This is a genomic window from Myxococcus llanfairpwllgwyngyllgogerychwyrndrobwllllantysiliogogogochensis (assembly GCF_006636215.1).
GTDB lineage: Bacteria > Myxococcota > Myxococcia > Myxococcales > Myxococcaceae > Myxococcus > Myxococcus llanfairpwllgwyngyllgogerychwyrndrobwllllantysiliogogogochensis.
This window is the reverse complement of record NZ_VIFM01000069.1, coordinates 14,805-26,892: the sequence shown is the minus strand read 5'-3', so window position 1 is coordinate 26,892 and position 12,088 is coordinate 14,805. Positions and strand designations below refer to the sequence as shown.

Annotated in this window: 10 protein-coding genes; 1 reads left to right on the top strand and 9 read right to left on the bottom strand. The window is 68.7% G+C overall.

The window, feature by feature from the left end; all coding sequences use genetic code 11:
- Positions 1-15 precede the first annotated feature (15 nt).
- Both FJV41_RS18810 and FJV41_RS18805 read right to left on the bottom strand, forming a co-directional pair.
- Positions 16-1,188 (bottom strand): thiolase family protein, encoded by a 1,173-nt coding sequence (locus tag FJV41_RS18810; RefSeq protein WP_141643892.1) that lies wholly within the window; start codon positions 1,186-1,188, stop codon positions 16-18.
- A 77-nt stretch (positions 1,189-1,265) separates the two neighbouring features.
- Positions 1,266-3,656, bottom strand: a complete 2,391-nt coding sequence (locus FJV41_RS18805; RefSeq protein WP_141643891.1) for a 3-hydroxyacyl-CoA dehydrogenase/enoyl-CoA hydratase family protein — start codon at positions 3,654-3,656, stop codon at positions 1,266-1,268.
- A 125-nt stretch (positions 3,657-3,781) separates the two neighbouring features.
- On the opposite strand from FJV41_RS18805, the gene FJV41_RS18800 reads away from it, so the two are divergent.
- On the top strand, positions 3,782-5,536 hold the full coding sequence (locus FJV41_RS18800; RefSeq protein WP_141643890.1) for a M1 family metallopeptidase: 1,755 nt from the start codon (positions 3,782-3,784) through the stop codon (positions 5,534-5,536).
- A gap of 30 nt (positions 5,537-5,566) precedes the next feature.
- Here FJV41_RS18800 and FJV41_RS18795 read toward each other — a convergent pair whose 3' ends face one another.
- The 7 genes from FJV41_RS18795 to cheB all read right to left on the bottom strand — a co-directional run bounded on the left by FJV41_RS18795 (position 5,567) and on the right by cheB (position 12,015).
- A complete protein-coding gene (locus tag FJV41_RS18795) occupies positions 5,567-6,448 on the bottom strand; it encodes a DNA-methyltransferase (protein WP_141643889.1) in 882 nt (293 codons plus the stop codon).
- A 212-nt stretch (positions 6,449-6,660) separates the two neighbouring features.
- Positions 6,661-6,939: a 50S ribosomal protein L31 gene (rpmE, locus tag FJV41_RS18790; protein ID WP_141643888.1), complete on the bottom strand. Its 279-nt coding sequence runs from the start codon at positions 6,937-6,939 to the stop codon at positions 6,661-6,663.
- 109 nt (positions 6,940-7,048) lie between these two features.
- Entirely contained in the window at positions 7,049-7,984 is a 936-nt protein-coding gene (locus FJV41_RS18785) for a metallophosphoesterase family protein (protein ID WP_181790753.1), read from the bottom strand.
- A gap of 78 nt (positions 7,985-8,062) precedes the next feature.
- Positions 8,063-8,194, bottom strand: a complete 132-nt coding sequence (locus FJV41_RS54610) for a hypothetical protein (RefSeq protein ID WP_256433693.1) — start codon at positions 8,192-8,194, stop codon at positions 8,063-8,065.
- Positions 8,191-9,036: a tetratricopeptide repeat protein gene (locus FJV41_RS18780; RefSeq protein ID WP_141643886.1), complete on the bottom strand. Its 846-nt coding sequence runs from the start codon at positions 9,034-9,036 to the stop codon at positions 8,191-8,193. The genes FJV41_RS54610 and FJV41_RS18780 overlap by 4 nt, the downstream gene beginning before the upstream one ends.
- An 83-nt stretch (positions 9,037-9,119) precedes the next feature.
- Entirely contained in the window at positions 9,120-10,919 is a 1,800-nt protein-coding gene (locus tag FJV41_RS53735) for a CheR family methyltransferase (RefSeq protein WP_246137274.1), read from the bottom strand.
- A 37-nt stretch (positions 10,920-10,956) separates the two neighbouring features.
- Positions 10,957-12,015, bottom strand: coding sequence for a chemotaxis-specific protein-glutamate methyltransferase CheB (gene cheB / locus FJV41_RS18765; protein ID WP_141643885.1), 1,059 nt, complete (start codon positions 12,013-12,015; stop codon positions 10,957-10,959).
- Positions 12,016-12,088 lie beyond the last annotated feature (73 nt).

Here is a 12,088-nt window from a genome sequence, read left to right as displayed (position 1 = left end):
CGGTGAAGCGGGCGACTACTTCGCCAGCTCGATGAGCGCCGCGGCACCCATGCCGCCACCGATGCACATGGTGACGACGCCGTAGCGGCCGTTGCGGCGCTTCAGCTCGCGCAGAATCGTCGCGACCAGACGCGCACCGGACACGCCCAGCGGGTGGCCCAGGGCGATGGCGCCGCCGTTCGGGTTCACCTTGTCCATGGGGATGCCCAGCTCACGGATGCAGTACAGCGCCTGCGGAGCGAAGGCCTCGTTCAGCTCGAAGACGTCGATGTCCTTCACCTCGAGCTTGTTCTTCGCCAGCAGCTTGCGCACCGCCGGAACCGGGCCGATGCCCATGACTTCCGGAGCCACACCCGCGACGGCGAAGTCCACGAAGTAGCCCAGCGGCTTGACGCCCAGCTCCTTCGCCTTCTCCTCGCTCATCACCACCGCCGCCGCCGCGCCGTCCGTCAGCGGCGACGCGTTGCCGGCCGTCACCACGCCCTTGGCGTTGAACGCCGGGCGCAGCTTGCCCAGGCCCTCGGCCGTCGTCTCCGGACGCAGGATGGTGTCCACGGACACCGTCACCGTCTGCGCCTTGCCCTCCTCGTCGTAGACGGTGGTGGTGACGGGGACGATCTCCTCGCTGAACTTGCCCGTCTCCCGCGCGGACGCCGCGCGGCGCTGGCTCTCCGCGGCGAACTTGTCGGAGTCCTCACGCGACACGTTGTGACGGGAGGCGATGTTCTCCGCCGTCACACCCATGGACGAGTAGATCTCCGGGTGGTTCGCCATGATGTCCGGGTTGGCGCTGACCTTGTTGCCACCCATGGGCACCATCGTCATCGACTCGGTACCACCGCCGATGCCGACCTGGATGTGCCCCGCCTGGATGGCCGCGGCAATCTGGGCAATCGCCTGCGTCCCGGAGGAACAGAAGCGGTTGATGGTCATCGCCGGTACTTCCACCGGCAGCCCCGCCAGGAGCGTGGCCTGACGGGCCACGTTCATCCCCTGCTCGGCTTCCGGCATGGCACAGCCCAGGACGACGTCTTCCACGTCCGACGGCTTGAGGCCGGGGACCTGGGCAACGGCCTCCTTGATGGCGATGGCGGCCAGCGTATCCGGCCGGGTGTCCTTGAACTCTCCCTTGTGAGCGCGGGTGAACGGCGTGCGGACCGCGCTGGCAATCACGACTCGACCAGGCATCTTGATGTCTCCTTGCCCGGGGAGCACCCGGGCATGCAGCGAAATTTATGTCGTAGCCAATGGATACCGGCCGGCCGTCAATTCCGCAGCGGCTTGCCCTTCTCGATCATGAACGTCAGGCGGTCCTGGGTCTTCTCCTCGCCGCACAGGCTCAGGAAGGCCTCGGCCTCCAGCTCCAGCAGCTTCTCCTCGGTGACGAGCGCCGAGGTGCTGGTGTCGCCGCCGGTGAGCACGCGCGCGAGCTTCTGACCAATCTTGCGGTCGTGCGCGCTGACCTGCCCGTTCATCTCCATGTCGTACAGCATCATGTCGATGGTGGCGTAGCCGCTGGGGCCGCCCAGGCGGAAGCGCGTGGGACGCGGCGCGCGGAAGCCCGCGTCCGCCATGCCCAGCACCCGAGCCTTCGCGTCCGACAGCAGGAAGTCCCGGTTGGCGCTGATGCCGTCCGTCAGGGACAGGAAGCCCAGCTCTCGCGCCTCCTCGGCGCTGGTGGCGACCTTCGCCGTACCGATGGCCAGGAACACCTTCTTGAGGAAGGGCAGCGGATCGAAATCCTTGTCCGTGGAGTACGCGCCGTAGACGTTGCGGAGCAGCTGCATGTTGCCGCCGCCGCCGGGGATGAGGCCCACGCCGACCTCGACGAGGCCCATGTACAGCTCCGCGCTCGCCTGCACCGCGTTGCCGCCCATCGTCACCTCTGAGCCGCCGCCCAGGGTGAGGTTGAAGGGCGCCGTCACCACCGGCACCGGGCTGTAGCGCATGCGCTGGTTCACCGCCTGGAAGCCGGTGACGAGCTTGCGGATGTCCTCGTACTGGCCGCTCTTCGCCGCCCACACCAGCGCGACGATGTTGGCGCCCGCGGAGAAGTTCGAGCCGTCGTTGCCGATGACCAGGCCCTTGAAGTTCTTCTCCGTCTCGTCCAGCGCCGTGTTCATCATCTCGATGATCTGGTCATCGATGGAGTTCATCTTCGTGTGGAACTCCAGCAGCGTGGCGCCGTCGCCCAAGTCCCACAGGGTGGCGGAGTCGTTGCCGGCCACCTTCTTGTTGCCGCGCTTGAGGTACTCCACGCGCTGCGTGCGGGCGTTCTCCGGCACCACCTTCACGGACTTCGTGGGGATGTCCCAGTACGTGTCCTTGCCGCCCTCCACGCCGTAGAAGGACTCGCGGCCCGTGGCCACCATGTCCTCCACCCACTTCGCCGGCTTGAGGCCCAACTCCTTCATCCGCGCCAGGCCCTTCTTCACGCCGTACGCGTCCCAGACCTCGAAGGGCCCCAGGTCCCAACCGAAGCCCCAGCGCACGCCGCGGTCCACGTTGACCACGTCGTCGGCAATCTCGGGGATGCGGCGGCTGGTGTACGCCAGTACGTCCAGCGTCACCTGCTCGGCGAACTTCGCGGCCTTGTCCGTGCCGTTCAGCACGACGGCGACGCGCTCCTTGACGTTCTCGACTTCGCGGGCGGCGCCGAGCGACTCGAAGCGCACCTTGCCCTGCGCGCGGTACTCCAGCGTCTTCAGGTCGAGCGCGAGGATTTCCTTCCCGCCGCTGCTCTTGTCCTTCTTGTAGAAGCCGCCGCCGCTCTTGTCGCCGAGCATGCCCTTCTCCACCATCTTCTGGAGGAAGCCGGGGATGGCGAAGACCTCACGCTCCTCGTCCTGCGTCAGCGTGTCGTAACAGTTCTTCGACACGTGGACGAAGGTGTCCAGACCGACGATGTCCGCGGTGCGGAACACGGCCGACTTGGGACGGCCCATGGCCGGACCAAAAATCTTGTCCACCTCTTCGATGGACAGCTCCGCGGGGCCCATGGCGGCGATGGTCCGCATCATCCCGTACACGCCGATGCGGTTCGCGATGAAGTTGGTGGTGTCCTTGCCGTAGACGATGCCCTTGCCGAGCACTTCCTCGCCAAAGCGGTGGATGGTCTTCATCACCGCCGGGTCCGTCTCCGTGCCGGCGACCAGCTCCAACAGCTTCATGTAGCGGACGGGGTTGAAGAAGTGCGTGACGAGGAAGTTCTTCTTGAACGCCGCGCCCCGGCCCTGCGTCATCCCGACAATCGACATGCCGGAGGTGTTGGAGGAGATGATGGCGTCCTTGCGGGCGTGCTTCTCCACCTTCTCGAAGAGGGCCTGCTTGACGGTCAGGTCCTCCTTCACGACTTCGATGACCCAATCGCAGTCGGCGATCTTCGCCATGTCGTCATCGAAGTTGCCCACCTCGATGGCGGTGAACACCTGCTCGGACATGATGGGGCTGGGCTTCTGCTTGCGCATGTTGGCCAGCGCCCCGAGGGCGAACTTGTTGCGGAAGGCCTTGGTCGAAGTGTCTTCGCCCGGTGCGGCCTTCGGCGGAACGATGTCCAGGAGGAGCGCGCGCACGCCCGAGTTGGCCAGATGGGCGGCGATGCCGCTGCCCATCACTCCGGCGCCCAGCACAGCTACCTTGCGGATCCGCGTCGTCATTGGAAGAGGCTCCCTTGAGGGAAGAAGGGACTGCACAAATGTAGGCGATTGACCCGAAAGTCAATCTGTTCGGAAGGTGGGAGCACTCGCCATGGGTCGTCCCAAGGACTACAAACCGGACCTCCATGGCTCGCCCCGACCCGCACTCCTACAACGACAGCACGCAGCCTGAGACGGAAACCCTGGACTGGAAGGCTCGCGTCGACTTCCGGACCCGCCGCCTGCACGCGGAGGCCACCCTGACGCTGAAGGAAGCGTCCGCGGGTCCCCTGGACCTGGACACGCGGGATTTGGAGATTCTCAGAGTCGTAGACGGCAATGGTCGCCCCTTGCCCTACATGCTCGCCCCACCAGAGCCGATTCTGGGCAGTCGGCTGAGGGTGGAGCTGCCCTCGGGGGTGCGACAGCTCACGGTGCACTACCGCACCTCGCCCACGGCGAGCGCGCTGCAGTGGCTGACGCCCTCGCAGACGGCGGGCGGGCAGCACCCGTTCCTGTACAGCCAATGCCAGGCCATCCACGCGCGCAGCGTGGTGCCGCTGCAGGACACGCCTCGCATCCGCATCCGCTACCGCGCGTCGCTGCGAGTGCCCAAGGCGCTCAAGGCCGTCATGGCGGCCAGCTTCGTGCGCCGCGAGGAGCACGGCGTGGAGGCGGAGGAGCACTACGAGATGCCGCAGCCGGTGCCTCCATATCTCCTGGCCTTCGCGGTGGGCAGCCTGGCGCCCAAGGAGCTGGGCCCCCGCTCGCGCGTATGGGCGGAGCCGGAGCTGCTGGAGGACGCGGCCGAGGAGTTCTCCGGCGTGGACGACATGCTGCGCGCCGCCGAGTCGCTCTTCGGGCCGTACGACTGGGAGCGGTTCGATTTGCTCACCATGCCTCCGTCCTTCCCGTACGGCGGCATGGAGAACCCGAGGCTGACGTTCCTCACGCCCACGTTGATTGCCGGGGACAAGAGCCTGGTCAACGTGGTGGCGCACGAGCTGGCGCACTCGTGGACGGGCAACCTCGTGACGAATGCGTCCGCGGAGCACTTCTGGCTCAACGAGGGCTTCACCGTCTTCGCCGAGCGCCGCATCCTGGAGGCGCTGGCGGGGCCGGAGGTCGCCGCGCTGAACGCGGCCCTGGGGCGGCGGGCGCTGGACGAGGCGCTGCACCACTTCCGCGAGCACCCGCACCTGACGGCGCTGCGCACGCACCTGACGGGCGTGGACCCGGACGAGGCCTTCTCCCAGATTCCGTACGAGAAGGGCTACCTGTTCCTCCGGGCCATGGAGGACGCCGTGGGGCGCGAGGCCTTCGACGGCTTCCTGCGCCGCTATCTGGCCACGTACCGCTTCCGCGCCCTCACCACCGAGGAGTTCATCGCCTTCACCGAGCGGGAGCTGCCCGGGGTGCTGGCGAAGGTCGACGCGGAGGCCTATCTGCAGCGGCCCGGCGTGCCCGCGAGCGCGCCCTCGCCGCGCTCCAGCCGGCTGGAGGCCTTGCAGCGCGCCCGGGGCACGGTGCCATCGGTGGAGGCGGCCAAGGACTGGACGCCCGCGGAGTGGCAGCTCTTCCTGGAGTGGATGCCCTCGGACGCGCCCAAGGACTTGTTCCGTCAGCTCGACGAGCGCTTCGCCTTCACGCGCAGCCGTAACTCGGAGGTGCTGGTGGCGTGGCTGGTGGCGGCGCTGCGCGCGGGCTGGGAGCCGGCGGTGGGGCGCACCGAGGCGTTCCTGGGCGAGGTGGGGCGCATGAAGTACCTCAAGCCCCTGTACGGAGTGCTCGCCGCGTCCCGGGAGCACCGGGCCCTGGCGCGCTCGCTCTTCAAGCAGTACGGAGAGCGCTACCACCCCATCGCCCGTCAGGGCGTGGAGCTCATCTTGTCCCGCGCCTGAGAAGCGGCGCGGGGACTCGCGGCACGGGGACTACTTCGCCGACTGCGCCACGAGGCGCTTCTCGGCGAGGTCCAGGTACTTCTCGTCCATGTCGATGCCCACGTAGCGGCGGCCCAGCTTGAGGGCCGCCACGCCCGTGGTGCCGCTGCCGTTGAAGGGGTCCAGAATCAGCGCGTCCTCGGGGGTGCTCGCCTCGATGATGCGCTCCAGCAGGGCCACGGGCTTCTGCGTGGGGTGGCTGCCGAAGGCCTTCTCCTCGCCGCCGCGCGGGACGGTGAGCGTCCACAGGCGGCCCTCGCCGTCGGCGGTGACTTCCGCGTCGCCAGAGGGAGGAAGCGCCCAGGCATCACGCATCTGCTTGCCGCCGTTGTCCGCCTTCATCTTCGAGTAGTTGAAGACGTGCTGGAGCTTGCCGCCCGACTTCGGGGAGGCCCAGATGAGCAGCTCCGTCGAGTGGGTGAAGTAACGGCACGCCAGGTTGGGGCTCGCGTTGGGCTTGAACCAGGTGACGGTGTTGAGCAGCTTGTAGCCGAGCTTCTGCATGGCGAAGCCGGCGTTGAAGATGACGTGCTGCGTGCCGCTCACCCAGAGGGTGCCGGTGGGCTTGAGCAGCCGCTGGCAGGCGGCGAGCCACGCGGTGGTGAAGGCGTGGTCCTCTTCCACCCCGCGCGACACATCCCAACCGCCCTTCGCCACCGACACGCGCTTGCCACCCTTGCAGGTGGTGCCGCCGTTGGAGAGGAAGTACGGCGGGTCCGCGAAAATCATGTCGAACGTCTGGGGCTCGAACTGCTTCAGGAGCTCCAGGCTGTCCCCTCGCAGGAGCGTCCAGGCGTCGCCCTTCGCGTGCACGCTCTCGTTGAGGGAGCGCCGGACAACCTTCAGGTTTGGGGCAGCAGCTTCCGCGAACATCACGCCTCCGTCGGACTCTTCGTCGTGGGACGCGGCGGAATGTGCCTCAACAGGCTGCTACAGCAATTTTCTGACCTGTAGCACCCTGAAACTTGACGAGTGACTCAAGTCGTAGAAACACCGCGAGCAGGGCGGGAGCGCCTCTCTTGGAGGCTCTCCGACACCCTGCTCGACGGTGCTGCTTCAGTGGCTACGAAGCGCGACGGCCCGACTCAGGCCTTGGCCTTCTTGGCCTTGGCGACGGGGACCGCGATGTTGCCCTCGACAGGAGCAGCGTCGGCGCCCTTCGTGGGGTTCGCGGCGTACTTCTTCTTGAAGCGGTCGATGCGACCGGCCGTGTCGATGAGCTTGTACTTGCCCGTGAAGAAGGGGTGGCAGTTCGAGCAGATTTCCACCGAGAACGAGCCGCGGGTGGAGTGGGTCTCGACGACGTTGCCACAGGCACAGGTGATGCGGGACGGCGGATAGACGGGGTGCAGTTCCGGCTTCATGACGCTCTCCAAGGTGCCTTGCCCCCAACCGCCAACGGCTGGGAGGTCCGACACTGTAATGGCCGGCGCTTATAACGGCGCGCCGACCGGGGCACAAGATCCGCCCGGGCTAGTGGGCCGCCGAGCCGGGAGGCTCGATGCGTTCCACCGCTTTCTGAACGGCCGGGTCCGCCGGCACGTCGCTCCCAAGCTGGATGTACGACAATAGATGCGTCCGGGCCGCGGGCGTTGCGCCCCCCGCCACCGTCTTTTCGAGCGCCGTGCGCCGGGCTTCCAGGCTGGCGACCGCTGACTCGAGCGAGCGCTTCTGAACCTCGTCGGTGGACTTCGCGAGCCGCTCCCTGGCCTTGGCCAGGTTGGTCTCGACGATTCGCAGGCCGTCCCGGGTGCGAGCCACCTCGGAGTTGTCCACGAACCGGCCGGGGCCGCTGATGGACAGCTCCAGCTTCGCCAGCTGCCGCCCCCGGTCTCCCGGCGGGACAATGGTGGTCATCGCCATGCGCTGGGGGATGCCGGAGCCCCGGCCTTCGTGGGACTGCATCACGAAGTCCACGCCCTCCACCTCGTTGGCCAGCTTGAGCACCTCGTCGTAGGGCACGGCGGCGAGCAGCACCACCAGGTCCACGCGCTCCTTCTGGCGCAGCCGCTTCGCCTCGGCGGCCACGGCGGGAGCCACCGGAAGGCCCTGCCGCATCACCCCTGCCGCCTTTCCCTGGGCCAACGGCTCCATGGGCTCGGGCTGGGTCGTCGCCGGGGAGGCGCCCACCACGCCGACCTTGAGCCCGCCGACGTCCACCACCGTGGAGGCGGGGAACAGAAGCGTGCCCTTCGCGTCCACGAGGTTCGCCGACAAGAGCTTCAGCTTCGACTTGCGCGTCTGCTTGCGCAGGAAGTCCACGCCGAGGTTGAGGTCTCGCGCGCCCACGGCCATGGCGGTGGTGCCCTGCGCGTCCATCTGCGCGAGCAACAGCTCCGCGCGTGCGCGTGCGTCCGGGGCGCCGCCGCTGTCCCGGCTCCTGAAGAGCGCGTTGCCCGCGTCCAACACGAGGACCGGTACGCCCTTGGCGCGCTCCTGCTCTATCGTGACTTTTCTTCTGGCCAGACCGCCAGACGGGTTGTGTCGTCAACCACAGGGGGCGATTTCGCCCCCATTGTCTCCGGTGAAGAGCAGCACCAACTGCTTGGGCGCCGCGCCCGCGACAAAGGGCACGAGCAGGAGCGCCAGCGCGGCGAGCCGCAGGGGACGGAAGCTCACTTCTTGCCGCCCTTCTTGGCGGGGGTCTTCGCCTTGTCCAGCTCGGCGATGCGCTCCTTGGCCGTCTTGGCCGCGGAGGCCTTGGGGTAGCTCTTCACCAGCTCCTCGAGCGCCATCCGCGACTCGTCCTTCATCTTGAGCTGAGCGAAACACTCGGAGGAGCGCAGGTAGGCGTCCGGCGCGGACGGCGTCTTCGGGTGGTCCTGCACCACCTTGCCGTACTCGAAGAGGGCCTCGCGGCACTTGGACTCGGTGAAGTAGGTCTCACCCAGGCCGTAGTGGGCCTCGCCCACGAGCGGGTCCTTGGTCCACTTCTTCATCAACTCGGTGAAGAGCTGGCGTGCCACGAGGACTTCGCCGGCCTTCGCCCGCTCCTGCGCGAGCGCGAGGAAATCCTTGGGGTTGGTAGGACGCTGGAGCTCCTCGGCCTTCTTCTTGGCCTCGGCCTCCTTCACGGCGGCCGTGCCCTGCAGGGCGAGCAGCTTCTGGTCCTGGGCGCCGAGGGCCGTCTCCAGCTCGGTGATTTTGTGGAGGTAGGTCTCCACCTGGCCTCGCAGCTGGGACAGGTCCTCCATCGTCTTCTGGAGCTGGACGCCGATGTCCGCGTCCTTGCGGCGCGCGGCGGTGTCCAGGCCATCCAGGGCCTTGGTGACCTCGGCGACCTTCTCGTCGATTTTCGGCAGGGTGGCGGCGAGCTGCTCGCGCGCCTCCTTCAGCTCCGCCTGCATCTGCGCGGAGTCGGTGCCGAGCCGGTCGACCTTCGCCTCGAGGGCGCGGCCACGGTCAGCGGGATAGAAGCAACCAGGGAGCGCCAGCAGCGCGAGCAGGACGAGCCTTCGCATGGGGCCGGCATCTTACGGCCAAATCGGCGCTTCGTCCGGACTTCTCGCAAGCCCCTGGCATCCCGGCCCGGCCGCCTGCCCTGTCAGCGACTGCCGCCGAGGGGGGACAGGCGTCCGGCGGCGTGTGCGCAGGCCACGCGGAGCCGGCCGGGGTTGAGGAAGAAGGGGACCGTGCGGGCCCTGCCTTCCTCCAGGGATTCGAGGGCCCGGCGGTACTCGACGGCGGCCTCGAGGGGGCGACGGCACTGCTCCAGGAGCAGCCCCAGCAGGTAGCGCGCGGCGGCGTGGTCCGGGTCCAGCGAGAGGCAACGGCGCAAGTCCCGCTCCGCCACCGCGTCGGAGACACCCGAGGCGGCTCCGTCGAGGACACAGGCGAAAAGCAGATCGGCTTCGACGGAGGCTGGCGAGGGCAGTGCGGTGACACGGCTGGCGTCGAGGGGATTCGAGGGCTCCCGACCCGCTCCCGACGCGGACGTCCGTCCCGAGTCGAGAGGGCTCGACGGCTCGCGGCCCGCTCCCGACGCCAAAGAGCGCCCCGCGTCGCTGGGATTCGCAGGCTCCCGGCTTGCTCCCGACGCGGACGTCCGTCCCGAGTCGAGGGGGCTCGATGGCTCGCGGCCCACTCCCGACGCCGTAGCACGACCCAAGTCGAGGGGGCTCGACGGCTCGCGGCCCGCTCCCGACGCGGACGTCCGTCCCGAGTCGAGAGGGCTCGACGGCTCGCGACCCGCTCCCGACGCCGACGAGCGCCCCGCGTCGCTGGGCTTCGCAGGCTCCCGGCCTGCTCCCGACGCCAAAGAGCGCCCCGCGTCGCCGGGATTCGCAGACTCCCGGCCTGCTCCCAACGCGGACGTCCGTCCCGAGTCGAGGGGGCTCGACGGCTCCCGGTCCACTCTCGACGCCGAGGCCCGACCCGCCTCGATGGGAATCAACGACGCTCGGCTCGCTCCCGACGCCGAGGTCCGGCCGGAATCCCGTGCGCCAGACCGCACTGCGCCCTCGGCCGCCGATGACCGGCCTGGAACACCAGGGGCCGCGGCCTTTCCGAAGGAAGCCACCGGGACCTCGTTGCCAGGATGCGGCGCCCCCTGCCCTGCTCCGGATTCTTCGACGCGGACGTGAAAGAATGCCGCCGCCGTGCGCTCCACCCGCAGCGTCGGAGGCACCTGGAGCAAGGGCTCCGACGCGGACAGCACCAGCGTCCCCCCGGGCGCGAGGCTGTCAGCCAGCGTCGCCACCGTCCGGTGGAACGACTCCACCGTGAAGTAGATGAGGACGTTGCGGCAGAAGATGACGTCGAAGCGCCTCTCGCCCACCGGCCGGGGATAGGGCACGTCCATCAGGTTGTGGACCTGGAAGCTGGCGCGCTCACGCAGCGCCGACACCAGCGCCAGCCTCGAGCCCATGGGCACGAAGTAGCGCTCACGCAGCCCCGCGGGCACCCGGCGCAGATGCTCCGGAGCGAACGAGAGCGCGCACGCCCTCCGCAGCGCCGCCTCGGAGATGTCCGTCCCCAACACCGTGCTGCCAGGACTGGCGCCCGCCTCCGCCATGAGGACCAGCAGCGTCGCCACTTCCTCGCCCGTGGAGCAGCCCGCGCTCCAGATTCGGAGCGGCCGTCCCCCCGCGCGCGCCACCAGCGGCGCCAGCACCCGCTCCCGGAAGTCGGTGAGCTGGACCTCGTCTCGGAAGAGGTCCGTCTTGTTCACCACCACCGCGGAGATGAGCCCCTCCAGCTCCGCCGCGCCCGACGGCGACTTGAGGAAGGCCAGGTACTGGTGCGGCGTCAGCCCGCGACACCGCTCCGCCAGCCGATCATCCAGGCGGCGAATCTGAGGTCCGCTCAAGGCCATGCCCGTACGCGCCGTGAGGAAGGCGCGCACGGAAGCCCATGGCGCGCCCGGAGCACGCACTGGCGGCTCAGCGCCCCACTGCGAGCGACTCACCCCGGGCCAGTCGCGCCAGCGTGGCGGCGACTTCGTCCCCATGGATGAGGTGGTCCACCGCCTTGCGCTCCACCGCCGCGCCGGGCATGCCGAACACCACGCAGGACTCCTCGTTCTGCGCGAGCGTCAGCCCTCCCGCCTGACGGATGGCCAGAAGCCCCTCCGCGCCGTCCGCGCCCATGCCCGTCAGCACCAACCCCACTGCCCGGCGGCCGTAGGTCCTGGCCGCGCTCTCCAGCAGCGTCGTCCCGGACGGCATGTGCCCGTCCCGCTCCACGCCCGCCTTGAGCGCCACGCGCCCCCGGAAGGGAATCATGGTGTGCAACCCCGGCGGGGCGATGAGCACGTGCCCCGGCATCAGCGGCTCGCCGTCCTGCGCCAGCCGCACCTTCAACCGGCTCGTGTTGCCCAGCCACCCCGCCAGCGACTCCGCGAAGGCGGCGTTGATGTGCTGGACGATGACGATGGGCGCCGGGAAGTCCGGCGGCAACTCGGAGAGCATCCGGTACAGCACCTGCGGCCCGCCCGTGCTCGCGGCCACCACCACCACGCCCATGGACACCGCGGGCAGCACCGACGTCGTCACCCGAGGAGGGGTGATGTTCCCCTTCTGGGAGCGGCGCAGGTGGCGGATGACGCGCACCGAGGAGAGCAGCTTGATTTCCCGCACCAGGTTCCACGCCTCGGGGCCGGCGTCGATGGCGGGCTTGATTTGCAGCGCGAGCGCGCCCAGCTCCAGCGCGCGGTACGTCAGCTCCGGCGCCTGCGAGCGCGGGTCGGCCGTCAGCACCAGGATGGGGGTGGGGCACTCGGCCATGATGTGCTCGGTGGCCGTCAACCCGTCCATGACGGGCATGTCCACGTCCATGGTGATGACGTGAGGGCGCAGCTCCTTGGTCATCTCCACGGCCTGCTTGCCGTCCGCGCAGGAACCGACGACCTCGATGTCGGGGTCCTTGCTCAGCGCCTCGCAGATGAGCTGTCGGCAGATGAGTGAGTCATCGACCACCAGCACCGACACTTTCTTGCCCATGCCCTGTCCATACCCCGTACGCGAGGTGGCGAGTATAGCCAATGCTCGCCCTGTCCTCAGGAGGTTGAGAGGG

Bases quoted from the DNA above. Each gene is read 5' to 3' on its own strand.
- FJV41_RS18810 (WP_141643892.1), bottom strand. From the start codon at position 1,188: ATGCCTGGTCGAGTCGTGATTGCCAGCGCGGTCCGCACGCCGTTCACC.
- FJV41_RS18805 (WP_141643891.1), bottom strand. From the start codon at position 3,656: ATGACGACGCGGATCCGCAAGGTAGCTGTGCTGGGCGCCGGAGTGATG.
- FJV41_RS18800 (WP_141643890.1), top strand. From the start codon at position 3,782: ATGGCTCGCCCCGACCCGCACTCCTACAACGACAGCACGCAGCCTGAG.
- FJV41_RS18795 (WP_141643889.1), bottom strand. From the start codon at position 6,448: ATGTTCGCGGAAGCTGCTGCCCCAAACCTGAAGGTTGTCCGGCGCTCC.
- rpmE (WP_141643888.1), bottom strand. From the start codon at position 6,939: ATGAAGCCGGAACTGCACCCCGTCTATCCGCCGTCCCGCATCACCTGT.
- FJV41_RS18780 (WP_141643886.1), bottom strand. From the start codon at position 9,036: ATGCGAAGGCTCGTCCTGCTCGCGCTGCTGGCGCTCCCTGGTTGCTTC.
- cheB (WP_141643885.1), bottom strand. From the start codon at position 12,015: ATGGGCAAGAAAGTGTCGGTGCTGGTGGTCGATGACTCACTCATCTGC.